The sequence below is a fragment of the Stanieria cyanosphaera PCC 7437 genome (genome assembly GCF_000317575.1).
Lineage (GTDB): Bacteria > Cyanobacteriota > Cyanobacteriia > Cyanobacteriales > Xenococcaceae > Stanieria > Stanieria cyanosphaera.
Genome location: NC_019748.1, coordinates 1,642,667 through 1,664,789 on the forward strand (window position 1 = coordinate 1,642,667; position 22,123 = coordinate 1,664,789).

Below are 22,123 nucleotides of genomic sequence, written 5' to 3' on the forward strand. Positions count from 1 at the left end.
ACAATCTTGATTGAACAATAATCACCAATCGCTAATTCTTGACATCGCTGGAAATGAGAAATCAACTAGAACAAAGATTTGATTACGTAAAAATTGGCATTGCTTCTCCAGACAGAATTCGTCAATGGGGAGAAAGAACTTTACCAAACGGTCAACTAGTTGGAGAAGTTACTAAGCCAGAAACTATTAATTACCGTACTCTCAAACCAGAGATGGACGGTTTGTTTTGTGAGCGAATTTTTGGTCCAGCTAAGGATTGGGAATGTCATTGCGGAAAATATAAGCGGGTACGCCATCGTGGCATAGTTTGTGAGCGATGTGGTGTAGAAGTAACTGAGTCTAGAGTGCGTCGTCATCGCATGGGCTACATTAAACTCGCTGCTCCTGTAACTCATGTTTGGTATCTCAAGGGAATACCTAGTTATCTCAGCATTCTGTTAGATATGCCTCTGCGAGATGTAGAGCAAATTGTTTACTTTAATGCTTATGTAGTTTTAGATCCAGGTAATGCTCAGAATTTATCACCCAAACAGTTATTGACTGAAGATCAATGGATTGAAATTGAAGAACAACTTTACAGCGAAGACTCGGAATTAGTCGGTATAGAAGTTGGGATTGGTGCTGAAGCAGTTCAAAGACTTTTAGAAGAAGTTGAATTAGAGTCGGAAGCAGAAAAACTTCGACAAGAAATAGAAGAAGCTAAAGGACAAAAACGAGCCAAATTAATTAAACGACTCAGAGTAATTGATAATTTTATTGCCACAGGAGCTCGTCCTGAATGGATGGTTTTATCGGTAATTCCGGTTATTCCTCCAGATTTACGTCCGATGGTGCAATTAGATGGTGGTCGTTTTGCTACTTCCGATTTAAATGATCTTTATCGACGAGTGATTAATCGCAATAATCGTTTAGCTCGTTTGCAAGAAATTTTGGCACCAGAAATCATCGTACGTAATGAAAAGCGGATGCTGCAAGAAGCAGTCGATGCGTTGATTGATAATGGTCGTCGTGGTAGAACCGTTGTTGGAGCTAATAATCGCCCCCTAAAATCACTTTCCGATATTATCGAAGGTAAACAAGGTCGTTTTCGTCAAAACTTATTAGGAAAACGGGTAGACTACTCTGGACGTTCGGTAATTGTTGTCGGTCCCAAATTAAAGATTTATCAGTGCGGTTTGCCGAGGGAAATGGCAATTGAATTGTTTCAGCCTTTTGTGATCCACCGTTTGATTCATAGCGGTATGGTAAACAATATTAAAGCTGCTAAGAAACTGATTCAAAGAGGCGATCCTGGTGTTTATGAAGTACTGAAAGAAGTTATTACTGGACACCCTGTTTTATTGAACCGAGCTCCTACTTTACACCGTCTAGGGATTCAAGCTTTTGAACCTATTTTAGTAGAAGGAAGAGCAATTCAGTTACATCCCCTTGTCTGTCCTGCCTTTAATGCTGACTTTGATGGTGACCAAATGGCAGTACACGTACCTCTTTCTTTAGAAGCTCAGTCAGAAGCAAGATTGCTGATGTTAGCTTGTCATAATATTTTGTCTCCTGCAACAGGTAGACCAATCGTTGCTCCTTCTCAAGATATGGTACTGGGTTGTTATTACTTAACTGCAGAAAATCCTAGAGCTACTCAAGGAAAAGACCGTCGATTTGCTAGCTTAGATGATGCGATTAAAGCCTATGAACAAGGACAAGTGGATCTTCATGCTTATGTTTGGGTTCGTTATGAAGGAGATGTGGAGACCAGTCAACCCGATGATACTGTGATCGAAATGGAAACTTTGGCTGATGGTAGTACGATCAAATATTATCAACAACGGCTAGTCAGAGAAACTGCCGAGGGAGAATATTTAGCTCAGTATGTCCATACAACTATTGGCAGGATTATTTATAACAAAGTTATTCAAGAGACTCTCCAAACAGTGTCTTAATCAATAATTATCAGTTCCCAATCTAATCTCGTTGGCGATGTATTGGGGACTGAGCCAAAAAAAAATTTAATTGATAATCAGGTAGTTAAGATGAAGTTCTACAATCGCATCGTTGATAAAGGTCGTCTGAAAAAGTTAATTGCTTGGGCTTATACTAATTATGGTTCAGCACGCTGCGCTAATATGGCAGACCAGTTAAAAGAAATGGGATTTCGTTATGCCACTAAAGCAGGTGTATCAATTAGTGTCGATGACCTTAAAGTTCCTCCCGTAAAACAGGAATTGCTAGAGGCTGCTGAAACGGAAATTCGACAAACCGAACAAAGATATGCCCGAGGTGAGATTACCGAAGTAGAAAGATTTCAAAAAGTAATTGATACTTGGAATAGCACTTCTGAAAATCTTAAAGATGAAGTAGTACGTAATTTTAAAGCTAGCGATCCTCTTAATTCTGTCTATATGATGGCTTTTAGCGGTGCGCGAGGTAATTTATCTCAGGTACGTCAGCTAGTAGGGATGCGAGGTTTGATGGCTGATCCTCAAGGGGAAATTATTGATTTACCAATCAAAACTAACTTCCGTGAGGGTTTAACGGTTACTGAATATATTATTTCTTCTTATGGTGCGAGAAAAGGTTTAGTAGATACAGCTTTAAGAACAGCAGATTCTGGTTATTTAACTCGTCGATTAGTGGACGTAGCTCAAGATGTAATTGTCAGAGAGATAGATTGTGGTACTCAACGAGCAGTTACGCTGCGAGCCATGACTGATGGCGATCGCGTTTTAATTCCCCTGAGCGATCGCTTGATGGGTCGAGTCTTAGCTAGAGATGCCATGGACTCTAAAACTGGAGAAGTGATTGCACAGCGAAATCAGAACATTGATGAGGATTTATCTCTAGAAATTGGTCGTCGGGCTGAAGAGGTAATGGTGCGTTCTCCTTTAACTTGTGAGGCAGCACGTTCTGTGTGTCAACATTGCTATGGTTGGAGTTTGGCTCACGGCAAAATGGTTGACATGGGTGAAGCAGTAGGTATTATTGCTGCTCAATCAATTGGAGAACCAGGAACCCAGTTAACCATGCGAACCTTCCACACAGGAGGTGTCTTTACAGGAGAAGTTGCCCGACAAATAAGAGCAGAAGTGGTTGGTAAAGTCAAGTATAGTAAAGGTTTAATTACCCGTAGAGTTAGAACTCGTCATGGTGACGAAAGAGAGCAAGTAGAGGTAGCAGGAGATATATTACTAGTACCAAGCAAAGGACAATCTTTCAATTATCCTGTAACACCAGGTTCTTATGTTCATGTATTCGATGGAGACCAGGTAGAAAAAGGGCAACTTTTAGCAGAAATCAACTCAGCAAAAGTCCAAAAATCGACTGAAAAAGCAGCTAAAGACGTATCGTCTCATTTAGCAGGAGAAGTTCTGTTTGCCGATTTAATTCCGGAAGAAAAAACTGACCGTCAAGGCAATACTACCCGTATTGCTCAAAGAGCGGGATTATTGTGGATTTTGTCGGGAGAAGTTTACAATCTACTTCCTGGCGCAGAACCAGTTGTTAAAAATGGAGATCAAGTCCAACCAGGGGACATTCTAGCTCAAACAAGATTAATGTCTGCCAGTGGGGGGGTAATTCGGATGACTCCTGGCAGTCGTGAAATAGAAGTAATTACGGCTTCTGTTTTATTAGACCAAGCCAAAGTTAAAGTAGAGAGCGACGGCGGTCGAGAACAATATATTATTTATACGGCTGACGATCAAAGATTTTTGTTGAAAACTACTCCAGGAACAAAAGTTCAAAATCATCAAGTAGTAGCCGAATTAATTGATGACCGCTATAAAACTTCAACTGGTGGCATTATTAAATATGCAGGAGTAGAAATTTCTAAAGGTAGCCGTAAACAAGGTTATGAAATTAGCCAAGGTGGAACTATTTTATGGATTTCGGAAGAAAGTCACGAAGTCAATAAAGATATTTCTTTGTTACTAGTAGAAGATGGTCAGTATGTTGAAGCAGGAACCGAAGTAGTTAAAGATGTTTTTTGTCAATCCTCTGGGGTAGCAGAAGTAATTCAAAAAAATGATATTCTGCGTGAAATTATCATCAAACCAGGAGAATTACACTTATTAGATGATATTGACCCTAGTCTGGACGGACAACTAATTCAACCAGGTACTGAAGTAATTCCTGGAGTTACAGTTGAAGAACTGAAATACGGAGAAATTGTTGAAACTACTGAAGGTGTTGCGCTACTACTAAGACCAGTAGTTGAATACCAAGTATCTGATGAACCTGCTGCACCTTCTCAAGCTTCGATTAACCATGAAGATGGTCGTCAAATTGAGTTACGCTCTGTACAACGACTTTTCTTTAAAGATGGAGAAAGAGTTCAATCGGTAGAAGGAGTTTCTTTACTAAGTACTCAGTTAGTTCTGGAAATTGATAATGCTGACGAAATTGAAACTGCTACAAATTTAAGCGCGGATATTGAATTAAAACCTGACCAAGACGATCCTGACTCGCAACGCTTGCAGTTGGTTATTTTAGAGTCTTTGGTCATCCGCCGAGATACTGACGCAGACCCTTATAGCGGGAATATTCAAACCAGAGTTTTAGTAGAAGACGGTCAAGAAATTCCTAAAGGAGCAACGATCGCTCGAACAGAAATTCGTTGCAAAGAAGCTGGAGAAGTCCGAGGTATTCGTAAGGGAGGAGAAGCACTTCGTAGAATTTTAGTGGTACGGAATAGCGATCGCGTTTCTTATGAATTAGCTGCCAAGAAAAGTGAATGCCAATGTCGAGAAGGTGATTTACTAGTAGCTGGTACCGAGTTAGTTTCTGGAACTAAACTAGTTGAATCGGGACAAGTAGTAGAAATAACTGAAACAGAAGGCAACAAAACTACAGTTGTTCTACGTTTGGCTCGTCCTTATCGGGTATCTGCTGGTGCGATTTTACATATCGACAACGGGGATTTAGTACAAAGAGGTGATAACTTAGTACTATTAATCTTTGAACGAGCTAAAACTGGAGATATTATTCAGGGTTTACCCAGAATTGAAGAGCTATTAGAAGCTCGCAAACCCAAAGAAGCCTGTGTTTTGAGTCGTCGACCAGGAGTTTGTCAAGTAGTTTACGAACAAGATGAAACCGTTGACGTAAAAATTATCGAAGAAGATGGTGTTGTTAGCGATTATCCGGTCGGCCCTGGTCAAAATGCGATGGTATCCGACGGACAAAAAGTTGGACCTGGCGAACCTTTGACTGATGGACCAGCCAATCCTCACGAAATCCTAGAGGTTTTCTTTAATTATTATTTGGAAGAAAAAGGTTGCTACGAAGCATCTTTAATTGGCTTACAACAAGCTCAAAAATTCTTAGTTACCCAAGTACAGTCTGTTTATCAAAGTCAAGGAATTGATATTTCTGACAAACATATTGAAGTAATTGTCCGCCAGATGACTTCTAAAGTTCGAGTCGATGACGGTGGTGATACTACAATGCTTCCTGGAGAGTTAGTAGAATTACGACAAATCGAACAAGTCAACGAAGCTATGTCTATTACTGGTGGCGCACCTGCTCAGTATACTCCTGTACTTTTAGGTATTACCAAGGCTTCTTTGAATACTGACAGCTTTATCTCCGCAGCTTCTTTCCAAGAAACTACTCGTGTATTAACCGAAGCAGCCATTGAAGGTAAATCTGATTGGCTCAGAGGTTTAAAAGAAAACGTCATTATTGGTCGTTTGATTCCTGCTGGAACAGGTTTTAACACCCACGAAGAGGGAGTAGGTAGCCGTGGCGATTTAGATTCACGCAGTGGTTCAATGTATAGTTACGGTAGCGAAGGCTATGACAGTTATCGGATTGGCGAAGATAACTTTATTCAAGAGCCTTTACCTCGTCGCTATCAAGATTTTGATGATGACGAAAATGTTATTCTTGATGATCAAACTGCCAGAGCAATTATCTCAGAAGAAGATGATGAACCACTGGGAGGCAGTTATTATGATGAGTTTGAGGGTTTTGAAGAAGAGTAATTAAGAAAAAACCTACTTAAAGCTAAATAGTTTAAGGTTAAGTGATAGGATAATTGCTTTTGCGCTTTTTCCTATCACTTTTTATTGACAAACCAAGTTTTACTGATGGCTTTTGTTTAAATTTACAAGTATATATAAATAACTAGATAAAAACACACTCATGGGTTCAAGAGAGTAAAAATTAGTAAAAATAGATTTGAGCGAAACTAAAACTTAAAAATTAGCGTCACAAAATTAAAGTGGGTCATCAACATCAACATAAAAACAAATCTTCAGAGACTGAGGCCACTCCTCATGTCCACAGTGAAGAGTCTCTTAGACTGATCATTAATCGTCTATCCCGTATTGAAGGGCATATTAGGGGGATTAAAACTATGGTCAAAGAAAGTCGTCCTTGTCCAGAAGTTTTAATCCAGATTGCTGCTGTTAGAGGGGCGATTGACCGCGTAGCCAGAATTATCTTGGACGAACATTTGGGAGAATGTATTACTCGTGCAGCTAAAGAAGGCAATATTGAAAGCGAAATTGAAGAATTAAAAGCTGCTTTAGATCGTTTCTTACCATAGATTAAACCAAAGCCTTGCGAGGTAAGTATGAGATGAAATATTTTAAGGATAATGCTTTAAAAATTTTACTGTTGACTATCTTAATTCAGGGCTTGTCGATAGAAGTTTTTAACTCCACTGTTCAAGCCCAAAGTTTGCCAAAAAAATATTTATCATTAGTTGAATTGATAGCTCAAAATTCATTAGCTCGTTCGGGTTTAGAACAAGCGATCGCTGAAGAGATTAACCGCGCTAGAACCGATCCTCAAGAATATGCTGATTGGTTGGAAGATTTGAAGCAGTATTATGATGGTGTTTGGTTAAAATTACCAGGAGAAAAACCAATTAGAACCAATAACGGTTTACAAGCTTTAGAAGATGCGGTTGAGTTTCTTAACGAACTTGATCCTCTACCTCCTTTAACTTTATCAACAGAATTAACTGCCGTTGCTGAAAAAAAACTGCAAGAAGTCGAAGCAAGTAATCAATTTGCAGTAGGAAATGTTAGTTATGGTAGAACTACTGCGGAAGGAATTGTGATGCAGATCGTAATTGGGGACGGATTTATCAATGGTAGTGATTCTCACTATCTTTTTAACCCTGATTGGCAAAACACTGGTATTGCTTGTCAAGCTGATAGTAGATACGATAATGTCTGTTTAATTAGCTACGGAGAAAATGCTTCGGAAACTGATTTAGCAAATAATAGTGCAACAGCAAATTCTGAGCAACTAGAATCGGAAACTTCAACAATCTCTACCAATTCTGATGATAATTCTTTGTTATTAGAAAAAATTGAACAAGGTAGTTTAGAAAAAGGAGATACGGTTATTCCTAATGATGGCAGTTTATATGATTCTTATCCTTTAGAAGGACAAGCAGGAGATTCTTTTATTATTAGTGTAGAAAGTGAAGAATTTGATACTTTCTTGGCAATTATGGATGCTGAAGGCAATATTTTAGAGCAAAATGATGATGTTAGCGATCGCAATAGTAATTCTCGTCTTAAAGTTACTTTGCCTGAAGCAGGAGTTTATAACATCATTGTCAATGCTTATGATAAGGGTGGACAAGGTAAATATGTTTTAACCGTCCGTCGTTAAACAGTTATCAGTAGAGACGTGTCTTGATGAGCGTTCCTTTGCGCCTGCAAGTGAGCCAGCGCGGTCTTGGGGTATCCCCAAGTGGAGCGACTGGCGTGGCGCAGGCTCTCACCGCAACCTGTTATATCAAGTTCGGTTGAATAATTATATTAAAGTTGAGGTCAGATATAGCAGTTCTCATACTGGTGAGGTAAATGTATCTATAAACTAAATCTTAAGAAGAACTTTATTGATTGGGATTGATAGGTTACGGCCGATTTTGATTGACAAAATAAGTTCGCTCAAGAAATTACCGCTTAACCCATTTTACAAGAGCGTTTAATATTTTATTAATAGATACTCTCTTAGTAATTAGTAATTAGTAATTAGTAATTACTAAATGCAACCAGGCTTTTTTATTTCAACCAATTATTCGTACTTGATATTACGTCTGTACAGTTACCTTCTGCCTTTTACCTCTTGTCTATCTCCACCATGTAATTTATTTTGCACGAGTACTTATTTCAAATTAAAGAATTAATATCTAACTCTTGGATCGAGAATCCCATATAAAATATCTGCAATTAAATTAAATAAAACTATTAAAATACCATAAATAAAAGTAATTGCCATCACTACAGGAGTATCGCTTCGATAAATTGATTCAATTAATAATGCGCCAATGCCAGGAATACGAAAAACTTGTTCTGTAACCAAAGCTCCTGTAAAAATAGCAGGAATATCTAAAGCAATTAAAGTTATTACAGGAATCATTGCATTAGGTAAAATATGATTTTTTAATACAGCAAAAGAAGATAAACCTTTCGCAATCGCAGTGCGGACATATTCTTGATTTAATTGTTCTAAAATTGAGGAACGAATAAACCTCATTAAAATGGCTGATTGATATAAAACTAACACAGTTATAGGCATAATTGATTGTTGAATTACTGCAATAAAACTTGACCAATCAGTTATTTTCAAAGTGCTATTATAAATAAAAGGAAACCACTTTAATTGAACACTAAAAATAATAATAAATAATATACCTGTAAAAAAAGGTGGTAAAGAAAAACCTAAAAAAGCAAAAGTCGTAATAATTTGATCGGTAAAAGAATAACGTTTTAAAGCAGAAATAATTCCTAAAGGAAACGCAATTATTAACCCAACCACATAAGCTGAACCAACTATCCAAAGAGTTGTTGGTAATCTTTGTAAAATTAAATTTAATACTGGACTGCGACTAGTAAAAGAATAACCTAAATCTCCTCTAATAAACGCCCACAACCATTTAAAATAACGAACCTGAATTGGTTGATCTAAACCAAGAGATTTACGAATATTTTCCCGAACTTCTGCTGTAATCGCTGGATTAGAAGCAAATTCCCCTAATGGATCTCCCGGTGCTAAGGCTAAAACCGTAAAAATTACTAAACTAATCGCCAGTAAAGTAGGAATGGAAATTAGCAAGCGTTTAATTAAATATTGCTGCATTAATGGGGTCAGAGATCAGGAGTTTAACAATCAACAAAAACTAATATCTTAGACTGTATCTCATTAATCAGATAAATACTATCTTACAATCTGAAGAGCGATCGCTTTACCAATTTCTAACGATGAAGTTGCAGCAGGAGAAGGTGCGTTACAAACGTGCATAGCATTAGGACGATTGATAATGAGAAAGTCATCTACTAGCTTACCGTTATTCTGTAGTGCTTGCGCTCTTACTCCTGCATGAGTAGGAATTACATCTTCTGCTTGAACTTCGGGAATCAACTGCTGTAAACTACGTACAAATAAAGCTTTACTCCATGAACGCATCATTTCTTCTAACCCAGGAGTAGCGTGTTGAACAGCTAGTTTCCAAAAACCAGGATAGGTCATAGTATCAAAGAAATCCCTGAAGTCAAAATCAGTTTTATGATAACCTTCCCGTTTAAAACTTAACACCGCATTAGGCCCAGCATGAACGCTACCATCGATCATGCGGGTAAAGTGAACTCCTAAAAAGGGAAAATTGGGATTAGGAACAGGATAAATGAGATTTTTAACTAAATAACGCTTTTCTGGGGTTAATTCGTAATATTCTCCACGAAAGGGAACGATTTTAGCCGATGGTTTAGCCTGGGCAAGTTCAGCCATGCGATCGCTAAATAAGCCAGCACAATTAATTAAAAAACGGGTGCTATATTCGCCTTGATTAGTTATTAAGCAATATCCTTCTGAAATTTCCTTAATCTCGACTACTTTCTGCTTAAAATACAACGCTGCTTCTTGTTGTTGGGCTATTTCAGCATATTTCTGACAAACTTGACGATAATTAACGATTCCTGTCGATCTAACTAAAATTCCAGCCAAACAACTGATATGAGGCTCAATTTCTTGAACTTGTTCCTTAGTTAATTTCGCTACCTCAATACCGTTTTCAACACCCCGTTGATAAAGATTGTTTAATAAAGGCAATTCTGCCTCAGTTGTAGCAACAATAACCTTACCGCAAACTTCGTAATCTATACCATGTTCTTGGCAAAATGCGACCATCGAGAGGTTGCCTTCTCGGCAAAACTTGGCTTTAAAACTGCCTGGTTTATAATAAATTCCAGAATGAATAACTCCGCTATTATTACCAGTTTGGTGGGCAGCCCAAGAATTTTCCTTTTCTAATAAAGCTATTTTGGCATCAGGAAATTGTTTTCCTAAAGCCATTGCCGTAGATAAACCAACAATACCACCGCCGATAATCGCAAAATCGTACATACAATTTAAAACGCAGAATTCAATTGATACCAAACAATTTAGAGGGGCAATTGGTGAATTGCCCCTACCGTACCCATTTATGTAAAAAAATTAAAGAGCAACGATTTCAGGATTAACACCCATTTTCTGAAGCATTTGCCCAATTTCATCGCAATAAATTGCATTCATTACAATCACCGTATCAGGCTGATACTCCTTCAAAAACTCAGGCGACATAATTTCCTTCCCAACTCCAGGAATAAATTTTCCGTGACGATGAGGATTGATATCAACCACATATTCAATCTTATCAATCGTATCGAGGGTAGTTAAAAAAGCCACACATTTAGAACCAGAACCCCAAACAACTACTTTTTTCTGTTCGGCTTGCATCTTTTCTAAATATTGCTTCCAATGCTCTAACTTCTGCTGAATATTCTCTGTAAAATATTTAACATCCGCTACGACATCTGCAACCGTTTCTTCTAAAGGATGAATTTTACTCGAAGGAGTATCTACGGGAATAGCTTCAATCAATAAATATTGTTCGCCATATTCAAGATACAAATCAGTTACTTCAAACCCACAACTGCGGAATAAACGAGCTAAAGTTCCAGGAGAGAAATAAGAACAATGCTCGTAATAAATATCTTCAAAAGCTAATTGTTGTAAAACTCTGGTATTATCAGGAATTTCCAAGAAAAACGCCACATTTTTTCGTTCTCCAATCGAATTTCTTACCGTCTGAATAAATTCTGCCGTCGGTTGAATGTGTTCCAAAGTATGACGGCAGCAAATAAAATCGCCCACGTATTTGGCATGACTTTCAGAATAATACTCTTGTATAAAAGTTACTCTTTCTGCTGCTTCACTTTGAACCCTACCAGGAACTACACTAGGATCGATGCCAATTCCCCGATTATTACCCAACTCACAAAGTAGTAGTAAAAAATCACCTTTACTACAACCAATTTCAACCAAATCTTTGTTGTGTAAATCGTATTTATCTATTAATTTTTTAGCTAGATCAACTGCAAACTTGTTAAAAGTAGGCGAAAAACTCTGTTGATCTTCATAATTAGGCGCATAAGCCGACCATTTGGGGTCAAACTCTACATTAGTAATAAAACCACACTTGTCACAAAAGCCTAGAACAACATCACCACAAGGAAAATCTAAAGCTTCTTCTTTACTTGACATCATCAAGCAACTATGAACTGGCACATTACGTACCTCATAAAAAATCTCTAATCCTTTATTTCCACAGTTAGGACAGATATGATCTGAAGCAGATGTCGATATTTTTGATTGAACTTGGTTAGAAAGCATCTTAATTTTTTCTTGTAAATTATTAATGAGTCAGCAGTAATTAAACAATTTTTGGTTCGGGAATCGGTACAATAAACTTACCTCCTGCAGCGCGATAAGCTTCTTGTTGCTGCATAATTTCTTGAGCAAAATTCCAAGCTAAAATCAATACATAATCGGGCTGGTCTTCTAATAATTTAGTTGGAGGAAAAATGGGAAAGTGATTAATTCCCATGTAACGACCATGCTTAAATTTATTTAAGTCAACTACATAATCTAAGATAGTTTTATTAATTCCTAAATAACTCAGCATTGTAGTTGCCTTAGCAGCAGCACCATAACCAACAATTCTTTTACCTTGTTGTTTTAAATCCCAGAGTAAATCTAATAATGATGATTTAAAATTAACAACTCGACTAGCAAACTGTTGATAATAATCCAACTGGTCTACTTTTTGATTTTTTTCTAGTTCTAATAAAGACTTTACTGAATCTTTAACTGCTTCAACTGGTTCAACAAATAATCTTAAAGAACCACCATGAATTGAAGTTCTTTGAATATCATTGAGATAAAGATTGTGTCTTCTAAATAATTTGTCTAATGCTGTCACTGAAAAATAGCAAAGATGCTGATGATAAATAGTATCAAACTCGCAATGCTCGACTAAATCAACCACATAAGGAGCTTCAATAACTGCTACTCCAGTATCTTTCAGTAAAATTTTGATTCCAGCCACAAAACCATTTAAATCTGGTACGTGTGCTAAAACATTATTAGCTAAAAATAAATCAGCTTGTTTGCCTTCTGTTTTTAATTGTTGTGCCAAATCTTTAGTAAAAAAAGTACAAAGAGTTGGTATGCCTGCTTGTTGAGCAGTAGTAGCAGGACCTGATGCAGGATCGATACCCAAAACAGGAACTCCTTCTGCAACAAAATTCTTTAGCATATAGCCATCATTACTAGCTGCTTCTATTACTAAGCTATTGCTGTTCAATTTTCTAGCGGTAATTAAATTTTTGGCACTATCTCCAAAATGCTTTAAAAGAGAAGGAGAAACTGAAGAAAAATAAGGATAATCTCGGCAAAATAAAATTTCTGGTGGAACTATTTCAGTAATTTGTACTAAGCCACAATCAGGACAAAAAGCTAAATCTAAAGGTGAAGTATATTCTGGTAAATTTAGCTGTTCTGTAGTTAACAAATTATCAGCTAGAGGAGTATAACCAAAAGAGATAATTGTTTTTAATTCAGAGTTGCCACAAGAAAGGCAAGTTGCTTTTTTTTCTAACATTATTTCAGCAGAATTTTGATAATTATTAATGCAGTTACAATAATGACATGGGCAACCTTAGAGATTGCCCTGAAAGATAATAATTACGGCTCGATTATTGAAATAAACTATATTTGCATAGCCAGAGTTGATTTTTTCCAACGCAAATTTTCATCCAATAAATCGTGACCCATTAAATATTTAATGTGAGCAATACGCTGGTATTTAGGACCTTCAAATTCTTCTAAGGTCAATCCTACTTTTTGATAAGTTTCATACAGTTCGATTGCTCCTTTACGAGCATTCCATTGTGGTTGAAAATCAGGCAGAGTTTGAGCAATTTTACTGCAATCGACTCGATAACAACGCTTGTCAGGTCCACCATCTGGTGCATATTCAATCTGACAATTAGGAACAATCTCTTTAACAATATTAGCTAAATCGCGAATTTGATAGTTGTCTTCGTTGCGTCCTACATTGAAAGCTTGATTATGAATTAAGTCTCTGGGAGCTTCTAGTACAGCTATAAATGCTCGCGAAATATCCTCAATATGTACGATTGGTCGCCAAGGAGTACCATCGCTTTTAATATAAACTTGTCCTGTGGTTAATGCCCAAGCAACTAAGTTGTTGAGAACTAAGTCAAAACGCAACCGAGGAGAAACTCCATAGGCAGTAGCATTGCGTAGGAAAGTAGGACTGAAATTATCATCCGCCAATTGACTAACATCTTGCTCTACTTTAACTTTAGAAACTCCATAGGGAGTTACAGGATTAAAAGCAGATTCTTCGGTTAGCCAATCTGTACCACCTGCACCATAGTTACTACAGGAGGAAGAAAAAATAAAGCGTGAAACACCAGCTTGTTTAGCTAATTGAGCTAATTTTACGGAGGCTAGATAATTGATTTCATGGGTAAGGTTAGGATTGAGATTTCCCAACGGATCATTAGAAAGTCCTGCTAAATGAAGTACTGTTTCAATCCCTGTCAAATCTTCTAACTCAACGTCACGAATATCTTTTTTAATCTCTGGAATTTCAACGATTCCTGTCCCAAAAGTACTACGTTCGTACAAATTGCTATCTAAACCAATAACCTCATATCCTTGGTTTAACAACATCGGGATTAGAATCGTTCCGATGTATCCTTTGTGACCCGTTACCATTACTTTCATTACTTTCCTCCCACGTTTTCCAAGGTGCTTGACCACTTGACCACAAACTTTCTAAGCGACGCTTATCTCTTAAGGTATCCATACATTGCCAGAAAGAATCATGCTTGTAAGCCATTAACTGACCTTCTCTAGCTAATCTTTCTAGAGGCTCTTTTTCCCATTGAGTGTCATCACCGTCGATATAATCAAATACTTCTGGTTCTAACACAAAAAAGGCACCATTGATCCAACCTTCGGCGGTTTGTGGTTTTTCTGAAAATTCAACAATTTGGTCTCCGTCCAATTCCAAGTGACCAAAGCGGGCAGGAGGACGAACTGCTGTTAGAGTTGCGAGTTTACCGTGAGCGCGATGGAAGGCTAATAATTCTTGTAAATTGATGTCAGATACTCCGTCTCCCCAAGTCAGCATGAATGTTTCGTTGCCTACATAGGGAGCTAATCTTTTAATTCTCCCTCCAGTATTGGTCATCAGTCCGGTATCGATTAGTTCGACTGTCCAATCGAGGGAATAGTTACTATGAGTTGTGACCTGACCGTTGCCTAATTTAACCGTCAGATTACTATTAAGGGCGCAGTAATCTACCATGTATTTTTTGATGACTGCGCCTTTGTATCCTAAAGCAATAATAAAATCTTTAAATCCATGATGATAGTAGTGCATCATGATATGCCATAAAATTGGTTGTCCACCAATTTCTACCATTGGTTTTGGTTTGTTTTCGGTTTCTTCGGAAAGTCTTGTTCCTAATCCACCTGCCAGAAGGGCTACTTTCATAAGTTTTCCTTGCGAAGATTTCCTTGTAGGAATTTACTGAGATAAGATATAAAGTGTTCTTAGTTGACTAGCAACTCGGTGTAGGAAAAAGCGCAAAACTTTGGAATACAACTCCAAAGACTGTCTTTATTGCCATAACGTTTTATATAGCGCAAGCCATAAAATAAATTTAGCTTACACCTAATTTGCAGATTTATGAGTCAACACAATCTTAAAGGTTTTATCCATTAATGATTGCACTCAAAAAGTGAATTAATAAATTAATTGTTGTTGTTTTTCTTTCATCGTTACTCAGTTTAACTCACTCGTTATAGAAACGCTATAGGTTAATTTTAAAAAATTTTGAATAATCTTAATTTAAATTTTTGATAAAGTAAATTAAATGACAAGAAAATTTCATAAATCTGTTAGATTATTAACATATTTTTTATAAATAAATTATGGGGTTAATATCAAGAGATTTTAATTTTAACAACGTTCACATTTGAATTATTTATTGTAGCTCTAGTTAAATTAATTTTTTTGAAAAAATAAAAATTTTACTTGAGTTTTTTAATGATTAAAAAGCTGATTAATTGCAATGGCTCTCGACATGACATCTAACTATAAATCTTGGTCTAAAGCCTTTTCTCAACCTGCTCAAGAATTTGCTCTGACTAATTTACCAATTCTTAGTGGTAATATTCCTGTGGGATTAAGAGGAACGCTTTATCGTAACGGTCCTGGACGTTTACAACGTAATCAACAGAGAGTAGGACATTGGTTTGATGGTGATGGAGCGATTTTAGCTGTTAATTTTACAGCAACAGGCGCAACAGGGGTTTATCGCTACGTTCAAACACAAGGATATCAAGAAGAAGAGGCAGCGAATACTTTTGTTTTTCCTAATTATGGGATGACTGCTAGGGGTGGATTTTGGAATAATTGGTTAAAACCTGTGAAAAATGCAGCTAATACTTCGGTTTTGGCTTTACCAGACCGACTTTTGGCTTTGTGGGAGGGCGGTTTACCTTACAATGTAGATTTGCAAACTTTAGCTACCAGAGGAATAGATAATTTAGCAAGCTTATCAAAAAACCAGGCTTTTTCGGCACATCCTAAAGTTGATAGGCAAACAGGAGAAATTTTTAATTTTGGAGTTTCTGTTGGTTCAAAAACAACTTTGAATCTTTATAGTTGTAGTGCTGAGGGGAAAGTAAAACAACAAAATTGTGTGGAATTAAAAGGTTTACCATTAATTCATGATTTTGTTTTGGCTGGAGAATATTTAGTCTTTTTTATTCCTCCCGTAAGAGTGAAGATTTTACCTGTTTTACTTGGTTTAAAATCTTTCAGTGAGGCGATGGTATGGCAACCAAAGTTAGGCACAGAAATTTTAATTTTTGATCGTCATAACCTTGATTTAGTTGCTAGGTTGGAAGGGGAAGCTTGGTATCAATGGCATTTTACCAATGGATTTGTTGATGACAATGGTTTAATAATAATTGAGTTGGTTCGTTATTCAGATTTTCAAACTAATCAATATTTAAAGGAAGTAGCTACTGGTAAAACTAATACAGCAGCGAAAGGAACGTTATGGGAAATAAAGATTGATCTTAAAACTAAACAAATTGTCGCTTCAACTCAATTATTAGATCGAGGTTGTGAATTTCCTGTTGTACCTCAACATTTAGTTGGAAAATCGTGGGATAAAACGTATTTATCTATTTATCAAGAGGGGACAGACTTAAGTCAAGAATTGTTAAATGCGATCGCGTGTTATGATCGAAAAACGGGTAGGTTATCGATAGCTGATTTAGGAACTAATTGCTATCCTTCTGAACCAATTTACGTTCCTCAACCAGATAATTTAAACCAAGGGTGGTTAATTACAGTAGTTTATGACGACAATGATCATCGTAGTGAAGTAAGAATTTACGAGAGCGATCGCTTGGAAAGTGAACCTGTTTGTCGTCTTGGTTTACCTAGTGTAGTTCCTCCTAGTTTTCACGGTACTTGGAAATCTGGGACTTTTTAAGATCATGAGGGTAATTAGCATAAATTTGTGAGGAAGATAATTGATCTTCTTTAGCTAGTTGAAAAACAACATAAGTTCCTTTCCCTTTAGCTTTAGCTTGATACATTGCTGTATCTGCATCTTGAAGAATATGTTCTGGTTGCCGATAATCAGGAGTACCAAAAGTTATCCCAATACTTATGCCAATTGTAATTTGATGAGAGTTTAATTGAATTGGTTCTATAAAGTGGGCTTGAATTCTTTGAGCTATTGCGATCGCTTCTTGAGGGTTTTCTAGTTCTTCTAAAAGAATAGCAAATTCATCACCACCAAAACGAGCTACAGTATCGCTAGCACGCACACAATGTTTTAAAATTTTACCTACTATTTTGAGTAATTGATCGCCGACTAGATGTCCTAAACTATCATTAACTGTTTTAAACCCATCTAAGTCAAGAAATAAAACAGCATACAAATAATTTGGATATCTGGCTGATAAATTAATTGCTCGTTGTAGTAATTCAAGTAGCCATTGTCGATTGGGTAAACCTGTTAATGGATCGTGAAAAGCATCATGTTTGAGTTGATTTTGAATTTTGAGTAATTTGGTTTGAGTTTGTTTGAGTTCTTGTAAATACAATTCTAGTTGATAGGTTTTTTCTTGTTCTTGAGCAACTAAAACTTCTAAACTTTGATACAGATTGGCATTTTCTATAGAGATAGCAGCCTGAGAACAAAGAATATTTAAAACTGTTTGATTTTCTTGAGTAAAAGCATGAGTAGTTAAATTATTTTCTAAATAAAGAATAGCAATAAGTCGATGATGATTTAAAATTGGCAAGCATAAAATTGATTTTGGTAGATAATTATTAAAATAAGGATCGTTGATTAATAAGTTTTCTGATTGACTATCATTAATTACTAAAGGTGTTAACGTATTTTGAACATAGTTAGTTATTCGGTGGGGAAATTGTTGAGTTGCTGAATTTGAATTAGCAGATAAGGTCTGAATCTCGATCTGATCATCAATAGCTTTGGCAGCGACAATTAATTGTGGAGCAGATGATTGTAATTTTAAGAAAAGATAACCTATTTGTGTTCCTGTATTTTCAAGAATTACTTTGAGCAAAGTTGATAATAAACGGTCTAATTTAATTTCTTTAGAGATAGCTTGATAAGCCTTAATAATGGTACTTAAATCAAGCTGTTTTAAACTTTGATGATATTGTTCTGGCACGGGTAAACTTGGTGTGTAATTAATAATAGGAGTAAGTAATTGAGGATAATTGTGAGTTAAATCTTCTAGCTTCGCTTTGGCACCCCAACGTGCATAACTGTAATAAGCATCAGTAAAATAAAGTTGAGCAATATTTTCTTTTCCCCAAGCTAAATAAAATTTAGCAGCTAATTCTTGAGCTAATGCTTGTTCGTTTAAATATTTTTGTTCTTGAGCTAGTTTTATTGCTCGATCATAATGTTCTATTGCTTGAGAATTATTACCAAAAATACGATTTTTTTCAGCTAAAACTAAATGTAATTTATGTAAAATATTTTCTGAAGAATAAGTAGACCATTTTCGCAATTTTTTGATGTTATGGTTGACTCGATTAATAATTTTTCTTTTTTCTAATTGAGCAACTTGATGATATTGAGCTAGTCGAGCTAAAGAATCATAAAAATAAAAAATAGGAACAGAAGGAGTCGCGATCGCGCTATCTAAATATTTTTCTGTCATCTTTGCATAATCAAAAGCTTCAACATAATTACCAAACAAATAAAACATCATTAATTTATGAAAATACAAATCAAATAATGCTGAACGATGTTGTTGTTCTAGTAATAAAGGTAAACTTTTTTGTTCGTTATATGCTTTGCCGATTAATAAACAAGGATGATTATTATATCCTAGCAAGTTTAAAATTACTTGATGATAAACTTGATGCAAACGCAAGACAGTTTCTTGTCCTAAATTTTTAATTGTATCTCCATAAATTGTCATTTTTTGTTCAAGTTCTGTTAATTCTTTTCCTAAAAAATAAGAATGATAACAGTGCATATAAACTGAATAAGCAGCAAATTCTAGATCTCCAGTTTCTAAACCTACTTGATATCCTGTCAGTAGCGGTTCTAATCCAGATTGAAGATGCTCTTTCCAGTGGCGAATAAAGTTATTAAAAAGCATCATTGTTCGTGCTTTTTGTTCTTTAGCATTTAATTTTTCGACTAAATCTAATGCTAGTTTGCCAAAGCGATAACCAGAATCAATATCATTTAAAACTCCACATAAAATAATACCGAAACCTGCATAACCAAAAGTAGAAATAGTTGCATTACCGTATTTAATAGATAAATTGACACCACTCAAAGTTATTAACGGAATGAGTTCAACTGCTGCACTATAAGCAGAAGAACCTACAATCATCATAATTCGTCCGGATGCCACAATTTTAGCGTTACTGAGGATGGGCAAATTAATTAAATCTTCAATTTTCTTACCAGCTAAATTAAATTTAGTTTTAATTAACGATGATAAAATTTGCAATTTATTAGGTTTGACAGGAAAATTTAAACCCAACCAATTTAAAACTTTTAACGCAGTTTGAACTGCTTCTGCTGGTTTACCTTGAGCAATTAAAGCTTGAATTTTTACTTCATAAACTTTAACTCGATCTAATAAGTTGTCTGTTTGTTTAAGGATAATATTAAACAAATCTTCCATTCGGTTAAATTTGCCACAAAGATAAGCAGATTCTGAAGTAGCAATAAATAAATTTAAAGTAAAATCATAAGATGTCTGCCAACAATCCGGACTTAAAAGTTTTATTCCTGTTGCAAAATAATTAAAAGCTGCTGGATAGGCGGGAGCTTGTTTAGCTATTTTACCAGCTCGATAATTTAGTTGTGCTAATTGTTCTTTTTCTAGTGGTTGATGAATTAATTCTTTACCTAAATTTAAATGATTAACAATAGTAAAAAGTTGTTCTTCTTGTGCTGCTAGTGGAGTACTCTTTAGTAATAAATTACCAATTTTTAAATGAGTCAAAGCTCGTTCGTTTTCAGGAATTAATAAATAAGCTGCTTGTTGAACTCGGTCGTGTAAAAATTGATAGGGAACTGCTAAATCAAACTGTATATCTTTATTAAAATTAAATGTATTATTTTGTGACTCTGGTTCAAGATAAAATTGATAAATTTCACTAACAGGTATAATTAATTCTGCTTGTAACGCTTCCCATAAATCTTGAGTAAGCTCTAAGCAAGAATGCTCACAAATAGTAGCGAGAGTAGCTAAATCAAATTTGCTTCCTAAACAAGCTGCTAGTTTCAAAGTTTTTTGAGTAGCAATTGATAGCTTTTTTAATCTATCAACCATAAATTCTACAACGTCATTACTAACAGCCAGGATTTTTATTTTAGCTAAATCACATTGCCAATAATACTCATTCAAATTAAAAGTTATTAAACCTGTCTGATAAAAAGATTGAAGTAATTGAATTGAAAAAAAGGGATTACCTTGAGTCTTTTGATAAATTAGTTCAGTTAAAGATAAAGCTGATTTTTTTTGACAAGATAAAGTATCAGCGACTAAAGAATTTAAAGCAGCTAAACTTAAAGGGGATAATTTAATTTCATTAACTTGAGTTAGATGGCATTTTTTAATTGCTTCTATCGATAACATTAAAGGATGAGCTAAATCAACTTCGTTATCCCGATAAGCACCAATAATTAATAACCCAGAATTAGTTGGCTTATTTACTAAGAATTCAATTAATTTTAAAGATGATAAATCCGCCCATTGCAAATCATCAATAAAAAGAACTAAAGGATAATTAGAAGTAGTAAAAACTTGAATAAATTTATAAAAAATAAGATTAAAACGTTTTTCTGCTGCATTCGGTTCTAATTCTACAACAGGTGGCTGTTTACCAATTATTTGTTCTAACTCAGGGATAATATTTAAGATAAGCTGTCCATTTTTACCCAAAGCTTCAGTAAGCTTGATTCGCCATTGCTGTAAATGAGTAAAATTTTCTGTTAATAATTGATTAACTAAATTACTAAAAGCTTGAACTATACCAAGAAAAGGAATACTGCGCTGAAATTGCTCAAATTTACCTTGAAGAAAATAACCGTTTCGATTTACAATTTGTTGACGAATTTCATGAATTAAAACAGTTTTACCTACTCCTGAATAACCCGACACTAAAATTATTTCCGCTTCGCCTTGAGTTATCCTTTCAAAAGCAGATAATAAAGTTTCTATTTCTGCTTCTCTACCGTAAACTTTTTCAGGGATAATAAAGCGATCGCATATATCTCTTGTTCCTAAAATAAAATTAGTAATCTTTTGGTTTGCTTGCCATTGTTGTTGACATAATTCCAAGTCGTAACGTAAACCAAATCCAGTTTGATATCGTTCTTCGGGATTTTTTGCTAATAATTTTAAAACTAAATCATTGAGCAATAATGGAACATTAGAATTAATTTGCTGTAGTGGCGGTGGAATTCTCGCCAGATGAAAGTGAATTAACTCAATTAAATCTTTACTGTGAAAAGGTAATTGTCCAGTCAATAACTGATAAAAAATAATTCCTACTGAATAAAAATCTGTGCGATAATCAAGACCTCGGTTCATTTTTCCTGTTTGTTCAGGAGAAATATAGGCTAAATTATCAGTATTTGTTGGAAAATATTGTTTAAATTGATGTTCTTTTGGTAATAAAGAAGCATTGCCAAAATCAATCAGTTTAACTTGTTGATTATGGGGATTAATTAGGATATGTTTAGGAATGATATTTTGATGAATAATGCGATCGCAATATAGTTGTTCAAGGATTTTTGCGATGCCAATAGCGATAACGAAAAAATCATCTAGGTTTTGGTTAGCTAAATTAGAACAATTCTTACTTTTTAAATAATCTAACAGAGGGATTCCCCCAAAATCCTCCATCACCAATGCAAAACTACGACCGTGATGTTCTAGGTTGTAAGTTTTGATCAAGCTATCTGAGTCTAAATTTTTCGTAATAATATATTGATTTCGTAACCTAATTAAATCGTTAATTTGAGGGTATTGATTTTTTAAAAGTTTGATTACTACTGGTTTTTGTTTGTCTAGATCTTGTCCTCGATAAACAATTGTTGTTAATCCTTCATAAATTTTGTCAAAAATTTGATAGCCTTTTAGGAAAGGGTTTAAACTGGTCATAATCGTCTGTCAAGACTACAACTTTAAGCTTATCTAAAACTCTTCCCAA

10 protein-coding genes and 1 pseudogene are annotated in these 22,123 nt (G+C 35.4%); 4 read left to right on the top strand and 7 right to left on the bottom strand.

The features are described 5' to 3' along the window. The first annotated feature begins 53 nt into the window (after positions 1-53). From STA7437_RS07175 to STA7437_RS24775, 3 genes and pseudogenes are all read left to right on the top strand, one after another. Positions 54-5,978 (top strand): annotated as a pseudogene (locus tag STA7437_RS07175) (DNA-directed RNA polymerase subunit beta'). A gap of 239 nt (positions 5,979-6,217) precedes the next feature. Continuing rightward, positions 6,218-6,544, top strand: a complete 327-nt coding sequence (locus STA7437_RS07180; RefSeq protein WP_015192713.1) for a metal-sensing transcriptional repressor — start codon at positions 6,218-6,220, stop codon at positions 6,542-6,544. 32 nt (positions 6,545-6,576) lie between these two features. Beyond that, positions 6,577-7,626 (top strand): pre-peptidase C-terminal domain-containing protein, encoded by a 1,050-nt coding sequence (locus tag STA7437_RS24775; RefSeq protein ID WP_015192714.1) that lies wholly within the window; start codon positions 6,577-6,579, stop codon positions 7,624-7,626. 516 nt (positions 7,627-8,142) lie between these two features. Here STA7437_RS24775 and STA7437_RS07190 read toward each other — a convergent pair. The 6 genes from STA7437_RS07190 to rfbF all read right to left on the bottom strand — a co-directional run bounded on the left by STA7437_RS07190 (position 8,143) and on the right by rfbF (position 14,869). After that, positions 8,143-9,099 (bottom strand): ABC transporter permease, encoded by a 957-nt coding sequence (locus STA7437_RS07190; RefSeq protein WP_015192715.1) that lies wholly within the window; start codon positions 9,097-9,099, stop codon positions 8,143-8,145. Positions 9,100-9,177: 78 nt separating this feature from the next. Continuing rightward, on the bottom strand, positions 9,178-10,362 hold the full coding sequence (gene lhgO, locus STA7437_RS07195) for an L-2-hydroxyglutarate oxidase (protein WP_015192716.1): 1,185 nt from the start codon (positions 10,360-10,362) through the stop codon (positions 9,178-9,180). A gap of 90 nt (positions 10,363-10,452) precedes the next feature. Further along, entirely contained in the window at positions 10,453-11,670 is a 1,218-nt protein-coding gene (locus STA7437_RS07200; protein WP_015192717.1) for a class I SAM-dependent methyltransferase, read from the bottom strand. 40 nt (positions 11,671-11,710) lie between these two features. Further along, positions 11,711-12,940 (bottom strand): class I SAM-dependent methyltransferase, encoded by a 1,230-nt coding sequence (locus STA7437_RS07205; RefSeq protein ID WP_015192718.1) that lies wholly within the window; start codon positions 12,938-12,940, stop codon positions 11,711-11,713. Between the two features lie 107 nt (positions 12,941-13,047). Continuing rightward, positions 13,048-14,040 (bottom strand): NAD-dependent epimerase/dehydratase family protein, encoded by a 993-nt coding sequence (locus STA7437_RS07210; protein WP_015192719.1) that lies wholly within the window; start codon positions 14,038-14,040, stop codon positions 13,048-13,050. Further along, positions 14,018-14,869: a glucose-1-phosphate cytidylyltransferase gene (gene rfbF / locus STA7437_RS07215; RefSeq protein WP_015192720.1), complete on the bottom strand. Its 852-nt coding sequence runs from the start codon at positions 14,867-14,869 to the stop codon at positions 14,018-14,020. The genes STA7437_RS07210 and rfbF overlap by 23 nt, the downstream gene beginning before the upstream one ends. Positions 14,870-15,449: 580 nt before the next feature. Here rfbF and STA7437_RS07220 point away from each other — a divergent pair. Beyond that, on the top strand, positions 15,450-16,886 hold the full coding sequence (locus tag STA7437_RS07220; protein WP_015192721.1) for a carotenoid oxygenase family protein: 1,437 nt from the start codon (positions 15,450-15,452) through the stop codon (positions 16,884-16,886). Here STA7437_RS07220 and STA7437_RS07225 read toward each other — a convergent pair. Continuing rightward, the gene (locus STA7437_RS07225; protein WP_015192722.1) at positions 16,849-22,074 is read right to left on the bottom strand and encodes a diguanylate cyclase domain-containing protein; all 5,226 of its coding nucleotides are present in this window, start codon (positions 22,072-22,074) and stop codon (positions 16,849-16,851) included. The two genes, STA7437_RS07220 and STA7437_RS07225, sit on opposite strands and share 38 nt — an antisense overlap. Between the last annotated feature and the right edge of the window lie 49 nt (positions 22,075-22,123).

Excerpts from the sequence above, each read along its gene's own strand:
- STA7437_RS24775 (WP_015192714.1), top strand. The coding sequence starts at position 6,577 with ATGAAATATTTTAAGGATAATGCTTTAAAAATTTTACTGTTGACTATC.
- STA7437_RS07190 (WP_015192715.1), bottom strand. The coding sequence starts at position 9,099 with ATGCAGCAATATTTAATTAAACGCTTGCTAATTTCCATTCCTACTTTA.
- lhgO (WP_015192716.1), bottom strand. The coding sequence starts at position 10,362 with ATGTACGATTTTGCGATTATCGGCGGTGGTATTGTTGGTTTATCTACG.
- STA7437_RS07200 (WP_015192717.1), bottom strand. The coding sequence starts at position 11,670 with ATGCTTTCTAACCAAGTTCAATCAAAAATATCGACATCTGCTTCAGAT.
- STA7437_RS07205 (WP_015192718.1), bottom strand. The coding sequence starts at position 12,940 with ATGTTAGAAAAAAAAGCAACTTGCCTTTCTTGTGGCAACTCTGAATTA.
- STA7437_RS07210 (WP_015192719.1), bottom strand. The coding sequence starts at position 14,040 with ATGTTGTTAAACCAAGGATATGAGGTTATTGGTTTAGATAGCAATTTG.
- rfbF (WP_015192720.1), bottom strand. The coding sequence starts at position 14,869 with ATGAAAGTAGCCCTTCTGGCAGGTGGATTAGGAACAAGACTTTCCGAA.
- STA7437_RS07220 (WP_015192721.1), top strand. The coding sequence starts at position 15,450 with ATGGCTCTCGACATGACATCTAACTATAAATCTTGGTCTAAAGCCTTT.
- STA7437_RS07225 (WP_015192722.1), bottom strand. The coding sequence starts at position 22,074 with ATGACCAGTTTAAACCCTTTCCTAAAAGGCTATCAAATTTTTGACAAA.